Here is a 20,283-nt window from a genome sequence, read left to right on the forward strand (position 1 = left end):
AAATAATTATAAAGAGATGTGGGCCGCCGCATTAAAATTAGGCGTCGATGGCAGAAAAGCTAAGTTAAAACAAATGATCGAATCGGAAAAATGATGGGATTATATGCGTCACACCATTGGACCTGATGATGAATAAATCGTGTAGAGCGGAACGGCGTTCCGCTCTATCTATCGGCACAGCTTGAACCTTCAGACTTTTACTTTTTTCCAGCTACCGCGCGTGAAAAGCCACAGCGTAAAAATTCCAACCGATGTTTCCGAAATAAACACACCCCAAAAAACCCCCGAATGTTGCCAGCCCATACGAATGGCAAGGTAATAGGATAGTGGAATCTGGATCAGCCAGAAGAAAACCAAATTGATTTTCGTCGGTGTTTTCGTGTCGCCGGCGCCGTTGAAGGCCTGCACCGATACCATCCACCATCCGTAAACGAGATACGAGTACGACAATATCCTCAGCCATTCTTTCCCGATCTCGATCACGCGGGGGTCTTGCGTGAAAATACTCATCAACGTTTGATTGAATGTAAAATACACGACCGAAACGCCGACAAGAAAAATCATATTATAGACGCCGATCTTCCAGACGGCCGACTCCGCGCGATCGGGATTGCCGGCGCCGAGATTTTGCCCGACCAATGTGGCCGCGGCATTGGATAATCCCCATGCCGGCATCAGCGTCAGGAGCACGATGCGCAGCGCAATCGTCGAACCCGCGACGGCTTCGCTGCCGACGCCCGCCAATATCCGCATCAGGAATATCCACGACGTCATCGCGACGATCATCTGCCCGACGCCGCCGAGCGACGTTTTGACAATGTTCAAAATAATTTTCGCATCGAGATAAAGTTGCGTTGTTTTGACGCGAATGTGTTTTCCGGCATTAAACAGCGTCCACAACTGGACGAGCACGCCGATCCCGCGGCCGATATTCGTCGCGATAGCCGCGCCTTCGATGCCGAAAGCCGGAACCGGGCCCCATCCGAAAATCAAAATCGGATCGAGAACCATGTTAAAAGCATTGCCAATCCACAGTACGCGCATCGCAATCGCCGCATCGCCGGCGCCGCGGAAAATAGCATTGATCACAAACAATAAAACGATGATCGTATTACCACCGAGCATCCATTGCGTATATTTATAACCGTGTTCGATGCTCCATGGATCGCCGCCCATCAACGTCAGCAATTCTTTGGAGAAAAATATGCCCGCGATGGTAAAAGGTAACGAAGCCAGCATCGCGAGAAACACCGATTGAACGGCCGCGACTCCGGCCTCATCCGTATTTTTCTCGCCGATCCTTCTGGCGATAATAGCCGTCACCGCCGTAGCCAATCCCATAGCTAATGAATAAAGCAAAAATAAAAATGTTTCCGTCAGTCCGACCGTGGCCACCGCCGATGATCCTAACTTGCCGACAAAATAAATGTCGACGATGGCAAATAGCGATTCCATGACCAGTTCCAGGATCATCGGAACGGCGAGAAGAAAGATCGCGCGCTTCAATCCGATCTTCGTATAATCGGCTTCCGTGCCGCGAATCGCGTTTTTCAATTCCTGCCAGACGGAACCCCGGCCGGTAATCGCCGCAGCTTCGGCCGCCGGTTCTAAGTTTTCAGAATGCATGCATACTCCTTTTTAGGCCATCGTTGAAATAAACTCTTCAAAACGCGCCAGCATTTGATGCATGCCTTCGATCGCGCCGTATTTCTCTACGACTTCGTCGCGTTCAGCCGCCGATTTGAAGACCATTTCAATCGATAATTTCGTTTTATTTTTTCTTTCTTCTGTAAAAATCAGCGTAACCTGAAATTGCCCCGGCGCATCATCGATTCCGGAATCGTGCGTGTACACGAGCTTTTCGGGAGGAACGACCTCGCTGTATACGACACGATTGGGATAGTCGACGCCGTCCGGCCCGTGCATAGTAAAAATCCACGTCCCACCGGGACGCACATCCATCGATTGAAACGTGGTCGTAAAACCGTTTGGTCCCCACCATTTCGAAAGGTGCTCCGGATCAATCCATACTTTGAATACCAATTCGCGTGGAGCGTTGAAGACGCGTTCGGCCACAATGGCCCGGTCGCTTTTTAATGACGACATATTCATTCCTTTGTTTCAGGTGTATTCATACTTAATAAAGTTGAAAAACTCAAATGTTGTTTTTTAGCCGATGGTTCTTAATAAATTTTCAAGCCTGTCGAGATTTTGTTCGTTACCATCGCCGGCATATTTTTTAACCCTCTCACATTCTTCCACGGTGTCAAATTCCATTTGCCAGGTGATATGCGTTTGACGGTCTTTTTTTTCAAACGTGGCCGTAAAAAGAAAAAAAGGAATGCACTGATGACGAAAAATAATTCGTTGATTCGTGACGATTTCAATGAATTGGCTTTCATTCGGATAATGGCTACCGTTAGGACCGTGCATGACGAACCGCCAATGGCCTCCGGGTTTGAAATCAAATTCGTTAAACGTATTCGTAAAATCTTTGGGACCCCACCATTGCGCAAGATATTGAGGATCGGACCACGCTTTCCAAACGGTTTCCACCGGGAAATGGATCAGGCGTTCTGTAACAATCATTTTATTGGTAGTTGAATCGGACATAATTGTTATCCTTATGATACGGTTTGAACGATCATTCTTCTGCTCGCCGGACGCAATGCCCACGAAACAATAACCAAAACCAGCCCGATCAGCGGCGCAATCACATCACCGGCAGGATTGCCGACGACGGCGTTTGAAATAGCGGCGCTGGTAAGATTAAAAAACATACCGGCATACGCCCATTCTTTTACGAGCGGAAATTTAGGAACGGCCAGGGCGATAGCGCCCAGGAATTTCCACACGCCGAGCATCACGGCAAAATAAAGCGGATATCCCAATTGCGCCATACCCGCCGCCACTTGTTCATTCGCCGACATATACATCACGCCGCCAAAAGCATAATTCAGCACCGTTAAGCCTGTCGCAATCCAATAAATGACCGTTTTCACTTTTTCATTGTTCATAAGTTCTCCTGAAATGAATGTTTTGTTGATATTCGATTAAATGTATTTATTAACGCTTTTTCTTTAAGGCGTTTTCCGCCAGGCGTGCTTTAAGAATTTTTTTGACTAACGTTACAGGCAATGGTTTTGTATTGGAGAAATGGATCGTTCCTTTAGAGGTTTTACACTTTCTCAGATCAACCGCTAACTTCCGAATGGTTGCAGCGCTCATGGGAAAGAAAGAACAGTGATCCGTAAAGGCGCCGAAAGCCACCAGTAACCGGCCGTTCTTTCGGAAGGCCGGTATGCCATAACTGATACATTCTACCGCATCCGGAACTATCGATTGGATCGTTTTGCGAAGTTGCCCCAGAGTCTCTCGCTGATCGGGTTGCGCTGACGCAAGGTATTCATCGATCGTTTTCGCTTTGATAAATTTCATGAACCGCTCGGCATTTTTGATGTTAATTGTTTATTTCAAAGTTTCTAAAAGTTCTTCCAGACGATTGTATGAATCCGTTACGCCTCTTTCCATTCCGGCTTGCACCATGCCGTCGCGATCCGCAACCGATTGAAAAACCGATTGAACTTTGAGTTTTGTTCGCTTATCCGGCAGCGTTTCTAATTTTAACGTTTCAAGAATAACGTGTCCTTTTTCAGGAAGCCCTTCGAATTCGAACGTACTGATGATCCAGTCCGGCGCCGAAACTTCATGATTGACGCCGCGAAACGCAAACGCATGGCCTTTAGTATCCTTATGAATATAACGCCACGAGCCGCCGGTCACAGGTTCAAACTTTTCCAGTTCCATCGTGTAATCTTTCGGTCCCAGCCACTGCGCATATAATTTCGGATCGGTCAGCGCTTTGAAGACTAATTCTTTTGGCGCATCGAATTCACGCGTGATAAAAAGTTCCTGCTTGCCCGGCTCAGCGGTAACGACGGTTTTATTTTTTGCGCTCATGTTTTATCTCCTTTTCGCAGATTCAAATAATGGTCGCGCTGTTTAGAATCAAAATGCTCGATAGCGTTTCGTAACATCGTGCGCGGCATCGTGGCCGCATAACGATCTAAAAATTGTAGTAACCTTTTGCGGTCTTTATCGCCCGCAAATCGCAGCATCCACCCGGTCGCTTTGTGAATTAAATCTTCCTTATCATTGAGTAATTGCTCGGATATTTTGAACGCATCTTCCACATCGTTTTTTCTGATGAAATACGCCGTACTCACAATGGCTGTCCGGCGTTCGCACATTTTTTTCGACCGGGCTAATTTGTACAAGATATCGCGCGGTTTGTCGTACACATAACTGCCAACCACGTATTGCGCGGAACGATCAACCAAATCCCACGTATCGATCCGATCATGACGGCGTATATAAAGTTCGAATAATGCTTTCAATTGCGCCGGTGTGGTTTTTTTGTTACGCGCCTGAAAATCCATGATGCTCACAGCGCCCACGCGCACTTCATGGATCCGGCTTTCAAGGAGTTTTTCGATTTCGTTCAACGGCATATCCATATATTCTTTGGCCAGAGCAAAAACCTGCCCCATACGCACGCCGATAAAGTGATCGCCTTTGACGTCCTTTTCGTCAAACTCAAAGAAACGGTGGTATTTTTTCAGTTCAGTCTTTGATTGAAACGTTTTTATTTTTTCAATGAAATGGTTGGCCGTTGATTCGGCATGAGCGCTTTTGGCTGGTGATTTTGATTTGGTGATTTTTGCCATGACGATATTACCGATTGATTTTTTTAACGATTTCCTGTTTTCAGTTTCCCGCCCAGCCAGGTACACGGCAGCGCCGTTACGACCAACGCAATCGGATACCAATGCTGTGAAAGATTCCATCCGACGACGACTCCGGCCGATCCGGCAATAGTGCCGATGATCCCGAGTATCATCACATGCTTCATCGGTTTGCCGGGCGCCAGGCTGGCCGTCACGTATCCACCGGCTACCGTATAAATGCATCGATAGACGAAGGCCAGAACCAGCATCCATGTGACAAACAAACCTTGTCCAAGCGGTGGAAAAATATTCAGCGCTTCAAGAATGGTATCGGTCGCAATTGATAAAATCACCACCGTCAAAAAACCTGCGAAAACAGCCCATATACTTTTAAGCATGTCTCCTCCTTCCAATAGCTCTGCGTCATTCGGTATGTAATAAATTATTTCAAAGTTTCGGCTAACTTATCGAGCGACTCATTCCATCCTGTGCTTGTCATATCGATCATTTCGCCGGCAGGCAAGCCTTTGTGGACTAATGTCATTTTTGTTTTTCCTCCGATATCTTCAAACGTAAGAGTGACCAGAAGCTCATCCGGCCAATCGCCCGGAATACCCAAGGACGATGCCGGCACAATGTTGCCGTCTTTATCGGCAAAATTATCCGTCCAGACAATGCGTTCGGGCGGAACAATTTCTTTGTAAACCCCGGTACTCCAGAATTCCTGACCTTCAGCCGATCGCATACAGAAAAGATATTTGCCTCCCACACGAAGATCGATTTTACACAGAGGCGATGTGAAATTTTTGGGTCCCCACCAGCGCATCAGATGTTGGGGATCGGTCCACGCTTTCCAGACCAATTCGCGCGGCGCATCGAAAATGCGCGTAATGACAAGTTCTTTTGTATCAGACATACCATTTCCTCCATATTAAAATATGTTTAAGCATGCAATAAATATTCATCAAGTTGATCGAACGTTCCGTTGAATCCTTGCTGGACGTTTTTCATGTTAGCCGCAAAACACTGAATTTCTTTTTCGGTAGCGCGTATCGGTTTACCGCGCAATGTGAGCGTGGTTTTGTCGTTTTTTTCTGTTAGCAACAGCGTGTTGTGTATTTCTAGCGGCCAATCAGGCCACACCGGATTCCGTGTGATGCCGCCTTGCGGGTCGGAGAATGAAACAACAAAAATAATTTTTTCTTCGGAAACGATTTCCTGATACACAAATCTTCCCCACCATTGTTGTCCGTCGGGTAAGTGCATGCTGTAAAGGAACATTCCACCGGGATTCAATTCAAACCGATGAACTTTAATGGGAACATTCTTGGGACCCCACCAATGAACCAACCGGTTCTGGTCCGTCCAAACTTTCCAGACCAATTCGCGCGGTGCGTTGAATTCACGCGTTATGATCAATTCTTCATCTTCTTTTTTTGACACGTTTTTTATCCTTTGCTTGTAATTCGATGAGATAACTTTCTAAAGCGTCCAACTTCTGTTCCCAGAATTTCCGGTATTGTTCGACCCAGGTGGAAACTTCATTAAGCCGGTCTAATCGCGCCTCGCAATACCGTTCACGGCCGTCCTTCTTGATTTCGATCAATCCGCATTGAGTGAGGATCTTCACATGTTTGGAAACCGCAGGGCGGCTGATTTTAAAATGTTCGGCCACGCCGTTGAGCGGCAGATTTTGAGTGGCGAGCAGGCTTAATATCGCCCGCCTGTTCGGATCGGCAATAGCTTGAAAAACGTCACGTCTCATAATTGTAAGTAATATGTAACCGATTGGTTACATATTATAACGTACAACAGTTCAGAAAGCAAGTTGTTTTTTAATTTTTTTAGAAGTTTATTTTTTAGGTAAGTTATTTTTGATCGTAAGCTTTTTGAAGCGTTTTGACATCGATTTTTTTCATTTGCAGCATAGCTTTCATGACGCGTTTCGATTTTACAGGATCCGGATCGCTTAACAACTTGCCCAGCACAGCCGGAATAATTTGCCACGACATACCGAATTTATCTTTCAGCCAGCCGCACATACTTTCCTCCCCGCCGTCCGCCGTCAGTTTTACCCAGAAATAATCAACTTCCTCCTGATCTTTACAATCCACATACATTGAAATCGATTCGTTGAATTTGAACATCGGTCCGCCATCCAACGCCATGAATTGTTGCCCATTCAATTCAAAAACACCGTGAATGACTTTCCCTTCCATTCCTTTCATGTGCGGATCATCCATTCCTTCCGGATACCGGTGAATACTGAGGATTCTGGAGTTTTTAAAAAGTGAAACATAAAAATTCATCGCTTCTTCGGCGCGATCAACGAACCATAGATGCGGTGTGATCTTTTGCATGCAATCTCCTTGTGATTTTCTCATTTGTTGAAAATAGATAAAACCATAAGGAGTTCGCAAGAAGATTTTTTGCTTATTGATTCTGCCGACGAATCAAAGTATACTTGCACCGTTCAGAAAATGATTTCAAAAAAAGTTTAAAAAATGAATCTGCTTTCGGTTGAATCTTTATCCAAATCATTTGGCGTCAAAACGCTTTTCCACGACTTGTCGTTTGGAATTGAAGAAAGCCAGAAGGCAGCGTTGATCGCGCGTAACGGCGCCGGTAAATCCACGCTATTGCGCATTCTCACCGGTAAAGATTCTCCGGACACTGGAAGGATCGTCACCCGTAAAAATATTTCCATCGGTTACCTGGAACAAGAACCAGCTTTCAATGAAAATTTCAGTATCGTCGAAACGTTATTTGCTGCATCAACACCGGCTTTAGATGCTATCAAAGAATACGAATGGGCATTGGAACTTTCGGAAGAAAACCCTTCTGAAGCGAACCGCCAGCGCTTGTCGAACGCAATAGAAACTATGGAACATGAACGTGCGTGGGATTATGAATATCGAATCAAACAAATCATCACGCATCTCCGAATTGCTCATCTCGGACAACCGGTCGCCGCACTCTCAGGAGGCCAGCGTAAGCGCCTTGCTTTGGCGCGCGTTCTCCTCGAAGAACCTGATCTACTGATTTTAGATGAACCAACCAACCATCTCGATCTGGATATGATTGAATGGCTCGAGCAATACATTGCACGCCCGAAGATCACGCTTTTGCTGGTCACGCATGACCGGTATTTCCTCGATCGCGTATGCGATGAAATTTTCGAGCTTGACCGTGGAACGCTCTTTACTTATCGCGGAAATTATTCATACTTCCTTGAAAAAAAATCCGAACGTGAATCCGTCGAGGAACGCGAATTGGATCACACGCGCAATATTTTACGACGGGAATTGGAGTGGATGCGCCGGCAACCCAAGGCGCGGACGACCAAATCCAAAGCGCGCACAGATGCGTTTTACGAACTTGAAGAAAAAGCGGCCGGACATGCGCCGGAACAAAAACTTCAGCTCAACGTCAAGATGAATCGTATTGGCGGAAAAATTCTTGAACTCAAGAAAATTACGAAAAGTTATGGCGAAACTGTCATCCTGAAAGGTTTTGATTATACATTCAAAAAAGGCGAGCGGATCGGTATCGTCGGAGGAAACGGCGTCGGCAAAACAACCTTTCTGAATCTGCTGACGCAGCAAGAGACTGTCGATTCCGGAAAAATCAATATCGGTGAAACCATTGTATTCGGATATTACTCACAACGAGGATTGCTCGTTAATGAAGAAAAGCGCGTGATTGATATCGTTCGGGAAATAGCCGACGTCATTCCATTGGCCGATGGCGTCAAAGTTTCAGCATCGCAATTCCTCAATCTGTTTCAATTTTCGCCAGACATGCAATACACATCGGTAGCCAAACTCAGTGGCGGTGAAAAAAGACGATTGTACCTGCTGACAGTGCTCGTCAAAAATCCGAACTTCCTGATACTTGATGAACCGACCAATGATTTGGATCTGCTTACATTGAATATCCTTGAAGAGTTTTTATCCAATTTTGAAGGATGCCTGATCGTCGTTTCACACGACCGGTATTTCATGGATAAACTGGTCGATCATTTATTTATTTTTGAAGGCGGCGGCATTATCAAAGATTTTAACGGACGCTATACTGAATACCGTGAACAAATAGCTGACGACGAAGAAAAAATAGCTAGTGAAAAACCTATTTCATCCAAAACCTCTGTTAAAACAAAGCTGTCCTACAAAGAGAAGATTGAATTTGAAAAATTAGGAAAAGAAATTGAAGCGTTAGAGATAGAGAAAAAAGAATTGGAACTACAATTGAATCGAGGCAGCTCGGATTACAAAGCACTCCAGGGATGGTCGGAACGTTTGCACGTTGTTACCGAATTATTGGACCAAAAATCTACGCGCTGGCTGGAATTATCGGAGTTTACATAATCGTTACGATATCCGTATCGCATCGACGTTGAAATTCTCAGGAATTTTTCCTGTGATATTTTGATAGAATGCCCGAATAGCGTCCATATCTCTTTCAATCTCTCCCGTCAACATCACCGTAGGTCCAAAACCGGCCTTCTTTCTTTTATAATCCAGAAAACCCAGTGCGACCGGAATTTTGGCTCCCAAAGCCAGATGATAAAATCCTGACTTCCATTTCTCAACGCGTTTTCGGGTCCCTTCCGTAGGAATGATGATTTTCAATTCCGGATGGCGATTAAAAACATCGATCATCGCATCGACTAAGCTTTGATTTTTAGTGCGGTCGACGGGGATGCCTCCTAATTTCAAAAACATATTTTTCAGAGGGAATTTAAATAATTCTTTTTTGGCGAGGAACTGAACTTTCATTTTAAAACACTCTAAAGCGCCGATTCCGTATACAAAATCCCAATTGCTTGTGTGAGGCGCTCCTATGATAACACATTTTTTTACATCGGATGGAATTTCTCCTTCAATTTTCCAGCCTTTCATTTTGAAATACCACTGAAAAAGTTTTGCGACCATGTTCCCTTTCGGTATGATTAATTTTCGCCGGTTAATCGGAATCGATGAATACTTTCCTGCAATCGTCCTGTAAGCTGATTTAGGTTTTCGACGGAGTGCGTGATGTGTTGTATACCCGAATTTATTTCTTGGGCGGCGCCGTCAATTTCACGTACGTTATCGAGCATATGTCTGCTCGTCTGCGATTGTATTTGGCCAGCATCCGCAACGTGATTGACCATCGATAATACTTGTTGAAAAATATCAGTCAATTGTTTGAGCATGTCATGCGTTTGCCGGGTAATTTGCACGCTTCGGTCAGCTTCATCTTTACCGACCTGCATCAGCGCATCTGTTTCTCTGATCCGGGATTGTACGGAGCGTATGATTGAGCCGATTTCCTGTGTCGAATCTTCCGTACGCAAAGCGAGTTGCTTAATCTCTTCCGCAACGACGGCAAAACCTTTCCCCATTTCACCGGCTTTGGTCGCTTCGATGGACGCATTGAGCGAAACGAGCCGGATCTGTTTGGTAACATCCGCAATGATGGTGGCGACTTTACTGACGCGCACGCTTTCATCGCTGAGTTCACGGATTTCCTGCGACGCTTTTAAAACTTTATCGATCAAGGTTTTCATGCGTTCCACTGTTTCGTCCATATCGTGTGCGCCTACGCTGGCATGTTGATGCGCTTCCGATGTCATATCTTTGGTTTGAACCAAGTGATGCGCGGAATCCTGGATGGACTTTACCATCTCTTCCGACGATTCGGAAACGGCCGAGGTCTGGATATTTTGTTTTTGCGTATGCCGGCTCATCATGGTCGCTCCGCTTAAAATTTCTTTGCCGGCTTCATCAACAGATAACGCTGCGTTGGAAACTTCCGACAGTGTTTCACGAATTGATGTAACAAATTTATCAAATGCCTGCATCAATAAGCCAATCTCATCTTTCCGATCTGAATGAAATAATGAATTAAGATTGGCATTATCCATCAGATCGGTAACCTCTTTAATTGGTTTTACCAAAAGTCGTGAAATATATATGCTCATCAATGCGCCTATTGAGCATAATAAAAATGACGCGACAATGACGGCCGTTCCGCTACGCGAAAATGTTGTTTCCATCGTGCTCAGGCTCGTACCGGATCGCTTCAGGGCATGGGCTTTCGCCTTTTCACACTCGGTCAAAACCTGGGCATATGCGTCTTTGAAAGCCGTATACGTTTCACCGCCGATAGTTCCCGGATTTTCATGACGCTCTAATCCCTTTTCCATCAGGCCTGACAAAGACTCTTTCACGAGGTCAACCTGATGCCGGAGCATTGTATCGACTACCTGGGGATACCGTACGCCTTTCCATTCGCCGCCGTCAAGCAACAAATTACAAAATTCAATGCCTTCATCCCAATACGCATACACGTCTTCGATCGCACGTCCTGGAACACCCATTTCCATCTCTTCATAATATAAATGCCCTTTGGAAGTCGTTGATTCAATTTCAAGAAAAGCCGTATGCATCGGAATATCATGAATCGTATCTTCGGCTTCTTTAAAAAGCAAATTCAAGCCGTACAATGCGGCTATGGATGTACAGATCATGAACAATAATAATACTCCAAAGCTTAAAAACAGTTTATGTGAAATTTTGAGAACGAACATGATGCCTCCATGCGTGGGAAAGGTTTACCATAAGCCCACATCTATATTAAATTCGGCTTTAGAAAATAGGATATGATTAAAACAAAAGTAGATAAAAGCGGCTGCAAAATCAATTGTTGACGATGGATTTTTTATTGACAATCAATTATTTGGAATATATATTTAGTTGAATATATCAACTAAATACTAAATATATGCAACTATTAGAAATCGTTCAATCCATCCGTGAACATTCAAGGCAAATGGTACGCGAACTCAATATGTTGGGCGTGACATTTCGCGATACCGGACTCACTCACTCAGAAATTCACGTCCTCATTGAAGTTCGCCTTCATTCGGTTATAACGGCCGGCGAACTCTCGGACCGGCTCAACATGGATAAATCTACCATCAGCCGAATTGTTCAAAATCTTCAAAATCAAAAACTGATCACAATTAACAAAGCCAGCCATGATGCGCGTCAAAAGAATTTGAAAATAACTCCGTCGGGTATGAAAAAAATCCAGCACATTGACCGCATGGCTGATACTCAAGTAGCGGATGCTTGCGAATTGATGGATGAAACCGAACTCGAAATTGTTGTGAAAGGTCTGCAGTTGTATGCGAAAGCGCTTTGGCAGCGCCGTCACAGTGAAATGTACATCATTCGACCTATTCTCCGCGACGACAATCCATTTATGGCCAAAATCATTCGCCAAGTCATGACCGAATACGGAGCTGTCGGTAAAGGATATTCGATCCAGGACAAAGAAGTCGACCGGATGTATGAATCGTTTGCCAATAAACAATCAGCTTATTTTGTCATAACCCGCCATGAACTGATCACCGGCGGCGGCGGCATCGCACCGTTAGTCGGAGGAGCAAAAAATATCTGTGAGTTAAAAAAAATGTACTTCATGCCGGAGTTGCGGGGGTTGGGTCTTGGCAAAAAACTCTTACGCTTGTGTCTCAAAACGGCTAAAGAACTGGGATACAAACAATGCTATCTTGAAACGCTGAACCGCATGACGGAAGCCAACCGTCTGTACCAAAAATTCGGTTTTGAACCTCTCCAGTCACCTATGGGTTCTACCGGCCATTTTAAATGCGATGCTTGGTATATACGGAATTTGTAACGCTCTGTAACTTTTCTATTGACCTCACCGTAAAATACTTGTATAATACAAATATTATGAAGCCCAAATCAGTTCATATCAAAACTGACAAGGATCTGGTCCAGCAATTTCATCGTGAAATTGTCGAACTGATCAAAAAATATCAGTTTCGCGACCGCAATGAGATGGTCGGACACGGTTTGACGGTCAGTCAATGTTATATCTTGGAAACACTCAACCAGCATGGAGCTCTTGAGATGCAGCAACTAGCCGATAAAATGCATCTGTCGATCAGCACCGTTACTCGTGCCGTTGAGCCTTTAGTCGTACAGAAATTAGTAGATCGGATCGTTGACCCAAACGATAACCGCGTACGCGTCATTGCCATGACTGAACGAGGCCAAACCCTATTTGAAAAACATTGGGAAGGAGTTTTGAAAGCTGAGAAAACCATTCTCGAAAGTTTTCCAGAAGAAAGCCGGGAGATGTTAATCGATTTCCTTCGAAAGCTCAATGCTGCTTTCGGCAATTGGCAACTGCAGAAAAAAACCAAAGACAATTGATCTAAAAAATTTTTTACCAAAATACTTGTAGTATACAAATATTAAATTAATAGAAGGAGTTTATCATGGAAACCCAAAAAGATGTTTCAGCCAGCAAAAAATACTTTGATGAAGTTGCCAATCGTTGGAATGACGTTCGTTTGACATTATTTTCTGATGGCGTTCGCGAGGCCGCCATTAAAGCTGCAGATGTTCAACCGGGACATCTGGCAGCCGACATCGGCGCGGGCACCGGTTTTATCACTGAAGGACTCTTACAAAGACATTTGCACGTCATTGCAGTCGATCAATCACCGGGAATGATTGAGGAAATGGAAAAAAGATTCGGCCATAACCCAAACGTCGAACTTCGAATCGGCGAATCGGCTTCGCTTCCGATCGATTCTCAATCGGTCGATTACGTTTTTGCGAATATGTATTTGCACCATGTCGAAACACCGCCCGATGCGATCAAAGAAATGGTTAGAATTTTAAAGCCGGGCGGAAAGCTAGTGATCACCGACGCTGATGAACATACTTATGAATTCCTCCGAACGGAGCAGCATGACCGCTGGCTTGGATTCAAACGCAGCGATATTCAATCGTGGTTTAAGAACGCCGGATTGAGCGATGTAAAGGTCGATTGCACCAACGAAAATTGCTGTCCAACTTCCGAAGATTCAGGTAAAAAAGTTGAAATCAGTATTTTTGTTGCTACAGGAACAAAAAAATAAGGCGAGATCACTATGTCCATGAATATCGATCGTCAGAAAATTCTGGCTGACGAATTTTTGGCGCTTCACCGCGCTCCTTCGATTCTGTTCCTTCCCAATGCATGGGATGTTGCCAGTTCAAAAGTTTTTGAACTTGAAGGGTTCAAAGCCATTGGCACTACGAGCGCCGGTATTGCTGCCTCGTTGGGGTATGCCGATGGTCAACGCATGAGTTTACACGAAAATATAAGCGTTGCTCGACGTATCATTCAGAGCACCTGTCTGCCTGTGACCGTTGATTTGGAAGCTGGTTATGCAGACTCTGTCGAAGGTATAGTTGCGTCGGTGCGCGAAGCCATGAATGTCGGCGCCATCGGAATTAACCTCGAAGACAGCTTTAACGGATCAATGTTTGATACAATATTACATCAGGAAAAAATCAAAGCAATTCGAGAGATGGCGATTACAACCGGCGTTCATTTGTTTATTAATGCGAGAACGGACAGTTATATGATAGTCGATGATCCAACTGAATGTTTACGACAATCCATTGAGCGTGGTAATGCGTACAAAGAAGCCGGAGCGGATGGTGTATTCGTTCCCGACGTCGGCTTGCTCGATCGAAAAGCTATTTCAATCCTGGTCAAAGAAATTAACGCACCTCTGAATATTCTTGCAGGGATTGCCACTCCGTCGATTTTGGAACTTCAGAATATTGGCGTCGCTCGTGTCAGCGTTGGCCCGCGACCGATGCGAGCGTTGCTAAGCGCTTTACGAAAAATGGCTCAAGAATGGGTAACTGATGGAACTTATAAACTTATGTCCGCATCAACTATTTCGTATTCGGAAGTCAATGAATGGTTTAATCGATAAATCATTAAAGATTTAATCGTTCCTGTTTTGTTTTATTGAGTAAATTCTGTTAATTTAACCACATAATTCAGAGTTAGCAATTCTCTTCAAGGAGTGACGTGTGGCACAAGTGGTACTTCTAAGAGGTGTGAACGTTGGCGGCCATAGAACTTTCCGTCCCACTAAATTAGCCGAACAATTGAAGCATCTCGACGTTATTAATATCGGTACGGCAGGCACTTTCGTGATCCGAAAACCAATCAGCCGTACTCAACTACAGGCTGAATTGTCACGCATTCTCCCTTTCAGTGCTACGATTATAATTTGCGAAGGAAAAGAAATTGTTAAGTTGATGTCCGACAAGATCTTTTCACGATACCCCGAACGGCCGGACGTCGTACGTTTTGTGAGCATTTTGTCAAAAAATCCCCGTCTGACACCCGTATTGCCCATGCACTTTCCTACTTCAGGCCGATGGCTCCTTAAAATTCTCGGAAGAAAAAACAAATTTGTATTCGGTATGTACCGGCGGCACATGAAAGTGATTGGCTATCTCGGCGAATTAGATCATGTGTACGGCGTATCGGTCACAACGCGCAATTGGAACACGATCACTTCGATTGTAAAAGTGCTGAATAACGAAACAGCTTCTGATTGAACGCCGGAGATGATCCAAAACACTTCCGGAGATTATTTCATTTATTAAATTTTAATCGTACGAACCCGCCGGTTTTCCAATAATGAAAGAGGAAGATGCATCGTAATGGAATCTTTGAGCGCTTCAACTAGTCGCGATTTTACAAAATCCCTATGAGTAACCAAACTGACTTCCCGCACCGGCACGGGTTCTTTAAATGGACGTAATCTTTTCTTTTGGGTGCTTGTGAATTTCAGCGTAGCCAATTCTGGCAGAACGGTTAGCCCGTTATTGGTTTCAACCATCCTCATCAACGTTTCTAATCCGCCAGCTTCATAATCCAATTGTTGTTCCAACCGCGATGAGCGTTTTAGTTCACACAAATTCATAATCTGCGAACGCAAACAATGTCCTTCTTCGAGCAACCAAAGATGGTTGGGATCAATATCCGAGGCCAATACATATTTTTTCTTGTATACTTTTTCCGATGCCGATGTATACACCCACAAACGTTCGTAAAAAAGCGGACGTTCGGTAATCGCTTCATCCAGCAACGGCGTGACCAATAACCCTGCATCCAGCTTATCCTGCTTCAGTTTTTCCGTAACCTGCGGAGTGATCATTTCCGTGATGACCAATTTCACTGCAGGATAACGTTTGAGAAAAAATTCTAAAAAAAGCGGTATAAGATACGGTGCAAGAGTAGGAATAATACCTACGCGCAGCACACCGCTGACCGTGCTTTTAAATCCTGCAACCACTTCAGGAATACGGTGCATTTCCTGTAAAACTTTACGGGCATGACTCACCACAGCTTCACCGATTTCCGTCGGCACAACGGGTTGTCGTCCGCGATCGAATAACTTGACGCCCAGTTCTTCTTCCAGTTTCTGGATCATCATACTCAACGTTGGCTGAGACACAAAACAGGCTTCGGCGGCTTTTGCAAAGTGCCGGCAGGAATCCACCGCCACGACATATTCCAATTGCTGCAAAGTCATGAACTTCTCCAATAGATAAAATCTATCAGAATATAGAAAAGATCGTTTTGATTTATCAAACGTTTTTTGCAATCATACTAAAATTTATTTGGCTATTTTTGTACGTGACAATGAACATTTTATCGACATATGAGCCGATAAAGTGCTTCTCAACCACGAATGTATTCTCGAACGAATCGTTCAATACAGTATATTTAAACCCATTCTAACACTAGGCTACGGGAGGATCCTCATGAGTAATGAAAGTAAGTGCCCAATTCATTCGGCCAGCGGCGGCACATCGAACCGCGATTGGTGGCCGAACCAATTAAATCTCAAAATTCTTCACCAAAATTCTTCTTTGTCCAATCCGATGGGCAAGAAGTTTAACTATGCAAAAGAATTCAAAAAGCTCAACCTGCAGGCTATTAAAAAAGACCTGTACGCGTTGATGACCGATTCACAGGATTGGTGGCCGGCCGATTACGGTCACTACGGCGGGCTTTTCATCCGTATGGCTTGGCACAGTGCCGGTACTTATCGTACCGGTGACGGTCGAGGTGGAGCCGGCAGTGGGACTCAACGTTTCGCGCCGCTGAATAGCTGGCCGGATAACGCCAACCTTGACAAAGCACGCCGATTGCTTTGGCCGATCAAGAAAAAATACGGCAATAAAATTTCCTGGGCCGATCTGATGATCCTTGCCGGCAATTGCGCGCTGGAATCGATGGGCTTCAAAACTTTTGGCTTCGGCGGCGGACGCGAGGATATCTGGGAACCTGAAGAAGATATTTATTGGGGAACGGAAACCGAGTGGCTGGGCGATAAGCGCTACACCGGTGAACGCGAACTCGAAAATCCTCTAGCCGCCGTGCAGATGGGATTGATCTACGTCAATCCTCAAGGCCCCAACGGCCAGCCCGATCCGATCAAATCGGGCCGTGACATTCGCGAAACTTTCGCGCGGATGGCGATGGATGACGAAGAAACGGTTGCGCTCACAGCCGGCGGACACACGTTCGGTAAAGCGCACGGTGCGAGTCTGGAGTCCAACGTTGGTCGTGAACCGGAAGCTGCGCCGATTGAAGAACAAGGTCTCGGATGGATCAACAAATATGGAAGCGGCAAAGGCGACGACACCATCACGAGCGGTATCGAAGGCGCGTGGACGCCGAATCCTACGAAATGGGACAACGGTTACTTTGACATGCTGTTTGGTTACGAATGGGAATTGGTCAAGAGCCCGGCGGGCGCGTGGCAATGGCTCGCTAAGGACGTCAAAGAAAAAGACATGGTTCCTGGCGCTCATGACCAATCCAAAAAGCACCGTCCTATGATGACCACCGCCGACATGGCGATGCGAATGGATCCGATTTATGAACCGATCTCGCGCCGGTTCCACAAAGATCCGAAGGCTTTCGCCGACGCGTTCGCCCGTGCATGGTTCAAATTGACTCACCGCGACATGGGGCCGCGCTCGCGTTATCTCGGTGCAGAAGTGCCCAAAGAAGAATTGATCTGGCAAGATCCTGTTCCGGCCGTCGATCATAAACTAGTCAGCGAAAAAGATATTGCGGCTCTCAAGAAAAAAATCCTGGCTTCGGGTCTTTCGATTTCGCAATTAGTTTATACGGCCTGGGCGTCAGCGTCCACGTTCCGCGGTTCGGATAAACGCGGCGGCGCAAACGGTGCGCGTATCCGTCTGGCACCGCAGAAAGACTGGGAAGTCAACCAGACTGAACAATTGAAAACGGTGTTGCAGAAACTGGAAAAGATTCAAAAAGAATTTAATAAGACCGGCGGCAAAAAGAAAATTTCGCTCGCCGATTTGATCGTCCTCGGCGGAAATGCTGCTATTGAACAAGCCGCAAAAAATGCCGGTCATGACGTGACGGTTGATTTCACGCCGGGACGCACGGATGCAAAGCAGGAACAAACCGACGTAGCGTCGTTTGCTGTACTCGAACCGGCAGCCGACGGATTCCGCAATTATCTCAAAAAAGAATACAGCGTTTCGGCTGAAGAGCTTTTGGTCGATAAGGCGCAATTGCTGACACTGACCGCTCCGGAAATGACGGCGCTCGTCGGCGGCATGCGCGTATTGAATGCCAACTATGGCCAATCCAAACACGGCGTCTTCACCAATCGTCCCGAAACACTCACTACCGATTTCTTTGTGAATCTGCTTGACATGCGTACGGCATGGAAAGAAACATCCAAAAACGTTTTCGAAGGCCGCGATCGCACTTCGGGCGAACTCAAATGGACGGGCACACGAGTCGATTTGGTTTTCGGTTCGAATTCACAACTGCGTGCGCTTGCTGAAGTTTACGCACAAGACGATTCGCAAACTAAATTCATTCAGGACTTCGTAGCGGCATGGAATAAAGTGATGAACGCCGATCGCTTCGATCTTGCCTGATGAATTAACGATCGATCTTTCTTAAAACACAAATACCCAATGGGCTTTGCTCATTGGGTATTTTTTTTGTAGATTGAGGGAGTCGATCAACAGTCTGAAATGCTCATTTAATCATTTTCAACATCGACGACCATTTATCCGAAGAATCTATTTGTTTTCACGATATGCAATGGATAGATTAGAGGTACATAGTTTAAGTTTGGGTTATAAGAAACTAATACCCCCCAGAATATTACACCAATAAGTTGGAAAAACTTATGATATGGCAATCTCCTACCGTCGAAGAAGTACTAAAAGAGACTAAAAATGGTACTTATAGTCATAAGCCGGGAAGAGATCTAAAAGGATTAAAATATTACTACTATTTAATAGAACGCCCACTTCATATTTCAAAAGATGAACTCCAAGCAAGGTGTGTCGTTGAACTTGGAGATCAATCTGAAAATGTCAATGTTCGTGAATTACAAACAGATCCACCACTCTGTCTGATCGAAACATCGAAAGATCCAAAGAAACTTGGTTTCAAAGTCGTTACTGAACCAATGGATGCTGATACAGCAATAAAAAGGATTAGAGAATTTGAAGGCCAAATGGATGACGATAACGATGAACAAAAAAACGAAATTAAATTTCTTATAACCAGTGTGAGTAAAAAGATTGTAGAAATCATAGCAAGAGATCCTCACGCACTGGAAAAATTAGAGTGGCGAGATTTAGAAAGAAGCTTGCATCAAGTCTTTTCCGGATTAGGTTTTGATGCGGAATTAACACCCGGTAGTAAGGATGGAGGTAAAGATATTATTGTATCCTGCTCAATCTCGAAAGATTCAAAAAAGTATTTTGTTGAAATTAAACATTGGCGTTCAGGTCAAAAAGTTGGCTACACAGCTATTAAACATTTTTATGAAATTTTAGTAAGTGAAGATTGCGATGGGGGTTTATTTTTATCAACGTATGGATTTAAGAATAAAGTTTTTTCTGAACTTTCAGTTATAGAAACTAATATAGTAAAACTTGGAACGAAAAAAAAGATTGTATCTTTATGCCGTCGTTATCTTATGGCAGAAAAAGGGATTTATGCGCCACCAAGTAATATTGAAGATTTACTCTATGAAGATACTATTACAAGTAACAACATATACTAATTTTGGTATCTATAGCTTGAATTAGCCATGCTTTAATTTTGAAACTACTTGGCTCTCGGCCTTGCCGTATTGTTATAACTATTGCAACCCAAAGAATCTGTTTGTTTTTACTACACGCGTTAGATAGATTTAGGGACAGATAATTTGAAGTTAGAAACGTTATGCAAAGTTTTCAGACTCAACCCACAGACCATCGATTTTTTACCGGCATGTCGATCCTTGTTGCCGTGCTTGTCGTCCTCGGGTTCTCCCAGACGTACCCGGCCAAGGGATTCACTCCTGAAGCCGGGCTGCCGGCTGTCTTCCATTTCCACGCGCTGGCTTTCAGTGGTTGGTTGTTGCTTTTCGTCGCCCAAGCCGTTCTGGCGCTGAAAGGCCAACTCGATCGGCATCGGAAGTTGGGAACGATCGGGATGTTTCTCGCCGCGCTCATGCTCGCATTGGGGGCAATGGTTTCATTGGCGGCTGCCCGCCTCGATCACCGCGGGATTCCCGGGGTAGAATTTCCGGACGCCGGAGGATTCCTGTTGCTGAATATCGGCTCCCTTGTTGTTTTTTTAATTCTGGTTTCGACGGCGTGGTTTTTCCGGAATCGGT

Annotated in this window: 24 protein-coding genes; 9 read left to right on the top strand and 15 right to left on the bottom strand. The window is 44.9% G+C overall.

Features of this window, described 5'->3' with window-relative positions:
• Positions 1-189: 189 nt before the first annotated feature.
• The 12 genes from K1X84_13755 to K1X84_13810 form a co-directional block, all read right to left on the bottom strand.
• Complete coding sequence (locus K1X84_13755) at positions 190-1,626, bottom strand: MATE family efflux transporter (GenBank protein MBX7152690.1); 1,437 nt, start codon at positions 1,624-1,626, stop codon at positions 190-192.
• Between the two features lie 12 nt (positions 1,627-1,638).
• Positions 1,639-2,112: an SRPBCC family protein gene (locus K1X84_13760; protein MBX7152691.1), complete on the bottom strand. Its 474-nt coding sequence runs from the start codon at positions 2,110-2,112 to the stop codon at positions 1,639-1,641.
• A gap of 57 nt (positions 2,113-2,169) precedes the next feature.
• Complete coding sequence (locus K1X84_13765) at positions 2,170-2,613, bottom strand: SRPBCC family protein (protein MBX7152692.1); 444 nt, start codon at positions 2,611-2,613, stop codon at positions 2,170-2,172.
• 11 nt (positions 2,614-2,624) lie between these two features.
• On the bottom strand, positions 2,625-3,017 hold the full coding sequence (locus K1X84_13770; GenBank protein MBX7152693.1) for a DoxX family protein: 393 nt from the start codon (positions 3,015-3,017) through the stop codon (positions 2,625-2,627).
• Positions 3,018-3,066: 49 nt separating this feature from the next.
• The gene (locus K1X84_13775; GenBank protein ID MBX7152694.1) at positions 3,067-3,438 is read right to left on the bottom strand and encodes a DUF1801 domain-containing protein; all 372 of its coding nucleotides are present in this window, start codon (positions 3,436-3,438) and stop codon (positions 3,067-3,069) included.
• A 30-nt stretch (positions 3,439-3,468) separates the two neighbouring features.
• On the bottom strand, positions 3,469-3,960 hold the full coding sequence (locus tag K1X84_13780; GenBank protein ID MBX7152695.1) for an SRPBCC family protein: 492 nt from the start codon (positions 3,958-3,960) through the stop codon (positions 3,469-3,471).
• Complete coding sequence (locus tag K1X84_13785) at positions 3,957-4,727, bottom strand: DNA alkylation repair protein (protein ID MBX7152696.1); 771 nt, start codon at positions 4,725-4,727, stop codon at positions 3,957-3,959. Before K1X84_13785 ends, K1X84_13780 begins: the two co-directional genes overlap by 4 nt.
• A gap of 23 nt (positions 4,728-4,750) precedes the next feature.
• The gene (locus tag K1X84_13790; GenBank protein ID MBX7152697.1) at positions 4,751-5,125 is read right to left on the bottom strand and encodes a hypothetical protein; all 375 of its coding nucleotides are present in this window, start codon (positions 5,123-5,125) and stop codon (positions 4,751-4,753) included.
• Between the two features lie 44 nt (positions 5,126-5,169).
• Complete coding sequence (locus K1X84_13795) at positions 5,170-5,643, bottom strand: SRPBCC domain-containing protein (protein ID MBX7152698.1); 474 nt, start codon at positions 5,641-5,643, stop codon at positions 5,170-5,172.
• Positions 5,644-5,669: 26 nt separating this feature from the next.
• Positions 5,670-6,179: an SRPBCC domain-containing protein gene (locus tag K1X84_13800; GenBank protein ID MBX7152699.1), complete on the bottom strand. Its 510-nt coding sequence runs from the start codon at positions 6,177-6,179 to the stop codon at positions 5,670-5,672.
• The gene (locus K1X84_13805; protein MBX7152700.1) at positions 6,151-6,492 is read right to left on the bottom strand and encodes a metalloregulator ArsR/SmtB family transcription factor; all 342 of its coding nucleotides are present in this window, start codon (positions 6,490-6,492) and stop codon (positions 6,151-6,153) included. The genes K1X84_13800 and K1X84_13805 overlap by 29 nt, the downstream gene beginning before the upstream one ends.
• A gap of 103 nt (positions 6,493-6,595) precedes the next feature.
• Positions 6,596-7,087 (bottom strand): VOC family protein, encoded by a 492-nt coding sequence (locus K1X84_13810; protein ID MBX7152701.1) that lies wholly within the window; start codon positions 7,085-7,087, stop codon positions 6,596-6,598.
• Positions 7,088-7,231: 144 nt separating this feature from the next.
• Between K1X84_13810 and K1X84_13815 the strand changes: the two genes are divergently transcribed.
• The gene (locus tag K1X84_13815; GenBank protein ID MBX7152702.1) at positions 7,232-9,094 is read left to right on the top strand and encodes an ABC-F family ATP-binding cassette domain-containing protein; all 1,863 of its coding nucleotides are present in this window, start codon (positions 7,232-7,234) and stop codon (positions 9,092-9,094) included.
• Positions 9,095-9,097: 3 nt separating this feature from the next.
• On the opposite strand, the gene K1X84_13820 is transcribed toward K1X84_13815, so the two are convergent.
• Together K1X84_13820 and K1X84_13825 are read right to left on the bottom strand one after the other, a co-directional pair.
• Complete coding sequence (locus K1X84_13820) at positions 9,098-9,661, bottom strand: lysophospholipid acyltransferase family protein (protein ID MBX7152703.1); 564 nt, start codon at positions 9,659-9,661, stop codon at positions 9,098-9,100.
• Positions 9,662-9,678: 17 nt separating this feature from the next.
• Positions 9,679-11,301 (bottom strand): methyl-accepting chemotaxis protein, encoded by a 1,623-nt coding sequence (locus K1X84_13825; protein ID MBX7152704.1) that lies wholly within the window; start codon positions 11,299-11,301, stop codon positions 9,679-9,681.
• A gap of 194 nt (positions 11,302-11,495) precedes the next feature.
• Here K1X84_13825 and K1X84_13830 point away from each other — a divergent pair, with 194 nt between their 5' ends.
• The 5 genes from K1X84_13830 (at position 11,496) to K1X84_13850 (ending at position 15,160) form a co-directional block, all read left to right on the top strand.
• On the top strand, positions 11,496-12,416 hold the full coding sequence (locus tag K1X84_13830; protein ID MBX7152705.1) for a MarR family winged helix-turn-helix transcriptional regulator: 921 nt from the start codon (positions 11,496-11,498) through the stop codon (positions 12,414-12,416).
• A gap of 56 nt (positions 12,417-12,472) precedes the next feature.
• Positions 12,473-12,958, top strand: a complete 486-nt coding sequence (locus K1X84_13835) for a MarR family transcriptional regulator (GenBank protein MBX7152706.1) — start codon at positions 12,473-12,475, stop codon at positions 12,956-12,958.
• Between the two features lie 65 nt (positions 12,959-13,023).
• Positions 13,024-13,671, top strand: a complete 648-nt coding sequence (locus K1X84_13840; protein ID MBX7152707.1) for a class I SAM-dependent methyltransferase — start codon at positions 13,024-13,026, stop codon at positions 13,669-13,671.
• 12 nt (positions 13,672-13,683) lie between these two features.
• Positions 13,684-14,523, top strand: a complete 840-nt coding sequence (locus K1X84_13845; protein ID MBX7152708.1) for an isocitrate lyase/phosphoenolpyruvate mutase family protein — start codon at positions 13,684-13,686, stop codon at positions 14,521-14,523.
• Positions 14,524-14,623: 100 nt separating this feature from the next.
• On the top strand, positions 14,624-15,160 hold the full coding sequence (locus tag K1X84_13850) for a DUF1697 domain-containing protein (protein MBX7152709.1): 537 nt from the start codon (positions 14,624-14,626) through the stop codon (positions 15,158-15,160).
• A 44-nt stretch (positions 15,161-15,204) separates the two neighbouring features.
• On the opposite strand, the gene K1X84_13855 is transcribed toward K1X84_13850, so the two are convergent.
• The gene (locus tag K1X84_13855) at positions 15,205-16,140 is read right to left on the bottom strand and encodes a LysR family transcriptional regulator (GenBank protein MBX7152710.1); all 936 of its coding nucleotides are present in this window, start codon (positions 16,138-16,140) and stop codon (positions 15,205-15,207) included.
• Positions 16,141-16,372: 232 nt separating this feature from the next.
• Here K1X84_13855 and katG point away from each other — a divergent pair, with 232 nt between their 5' ends.
• From katG to K1X84_13870, 3 genes are all read left to right on the top strand, one after another.
• A complete protein-coding gene (gene katG / locus K1X84_13860; protein ID MBX7152711.1) occupies positions 16,373-18,541 on the top strand; it encodes a catalase/peroxidase HPI in 2,169 nt (722 codons plus the stop codon).
• 257 nt (positions 18,542-18,798) lie between these two features.
• Complete coding sequence (locus tag K1X84_13865; protein MBX7152712.1) at positions 18,799-19,686, top strand: restriction endonuclease; 888 nt, start codon at positions 18,799-18,801, stop codon at positions 19,684-19,686.
• Positions 19,687-19,847: 161 nt separating this feature from the next.
• Positions 19,848-20,283: hypothetical protein (locus tag K1X84_13870; GenBank protein MBX7152713.1), on the top strand; the 436-nt coding region annotated here is incomplete at its 3' end.

The organism is bacterium (genome assembly GCA_019695335.1).
Classification (GTDB): Bacteria; CLD3; CLD3; order SB21; family SB21; genus JABWBZ01.

Coding starts and splice junctions, on each gene's coding strand:
- K1X84_13755 (MBX7152690.1), bottom strand. CDS start 1,626: ATGCATTCTGAAAACTTAGAACCGGCGGCCGAAGCTGCGGCGATTACC.
- K1X84_13760 (MBX7152691.1), bottom strand. CDS start 2,112: ATGAATATGTCGTCATTAAAAAGCGACCGGGCCATTGTGGCCGAACGC.
- K1X84_13765 (MBX7152692.1), bottom strand. CDS start 2,613: ATGTCCGATTCAACTACCAATAAAATGATTGTTACAGAACGCCTGATC.
- K1X84_13770 (MBX7152693.1), bottom strand. CDS start 3,017: ATGAACAATGAAAAAGTGAAAACGGTCATTTATTGGATTGCGACAGGC.
- K1X84_13775 (MBX7152694.1), bottom strand. CDS start 3,438: ATGAAATTTATCAAAGCGAAAACGATCGATGAATACCTTGCGTCAGCG.
- K1X84_13780 (MBX7152695.1), bottom strand. CDS start 3,960: ATGAGCGCAAAAAATAAAACCGTCGTTACCGCTGAGCCGGGCAAGCAG.
- K1X84_13785 (MBX7152696.1), bottom strand. CDS start 4,727: ATGGCAAAAATCACCAAATCAAAATCACCAGCCAAAAGCGCTCATGCC.
- K1X84_13790 (MBX7152697.1), bottom strand. CDS start 5,125: ATGCTTAAAAGTATATGGGCTGTTTTCGCAGGTTTTTTGACGGTGGTG.
- K1X84_13795 (MBX7152698.1), bottom strand. CDS start 5,643: ATGTCTGATACAAAAGAACTTGTCATTACGCGCATTTTCGATGCGCCG.
- K1X84_13805 (MBX7152700.1), bottom strand. CDS start 6,492: ATGAGACGTGACGTTTTTCAAGCTATTGCCGATCCGAACAGGCGGGCG.
- K1X84_13810 (MBX7152701.1), bottom strand. CDS start 7,087: ATGCAAAAGATCACACCGCATCTATGGTTCGTTGATCGCGCCGAAGAA.
- K1X84_13815 (MBX7152702.1), top strand. CDS start 7,232: ATGAATCTGCTTTCGGTTGAATCTTTATCCAAATCATTTGGCGTCAAA.
- K1X84_13820 (MBX7152703.1), bottom strand. CDS start 9,661: ATGGTCGCAAAACTTTTTCAGTGGTATTTCAAAATGAAAGGCTGGAAA.
- K1X84_13825 (MBX7152704.1), bottom strand. CDS start 11,301: ATGTTCGTTCTCAAAATTTCACATAAACTGTTTTTAAGCTTTGGAGTA.
- K1X84_13830 (MBX7152705.1), top strand. CDS start 11,496: ATGCAACTATTAGAAATCGTTCAATCCATCCGTGAACATTCAAGGCAA.
- K1X84_13835 (MBX7152706.1), top strand. CDS start 12,473: ATGAAGCCCAAATCAGTTCATATCAAAACTGACAAGGATCTGGTCCAG.
- K1X84_13840 (MBX7152707.1), top strand. CDS start 13,024: ATGGAAACCCAAAAAGATGTTTCAGCCAGCAAAAAATACTTTGATGAA.
- K1X84_13845 (MBX7152708.1), top strand. CDS start 13,684: ATGTCCATGAATATCGATCGTCAGAAAATTCTGGCTGACGAATTTTTG.
- K1X84_13855 (MBX7152710.1), bottom strand. CDS start 16,140: ATGACTTTGCAGCAATTGGAATATGTCGTGGCGGTGGATTCCTGCCGG.
- katG (MBX7152711.1), top strand. CDS start 16,373: ATGAGTAATGAAAGTAAGTGCCCAATTCATTCGGCCAGCGGCGGCACA.
- K1X84_13865 (MBX7152712.1), top strand. CDS start 18,799: ATGATATGGCAATCTCCTACCGTCGAAGAAGTACTAAAAGAGACTAAA.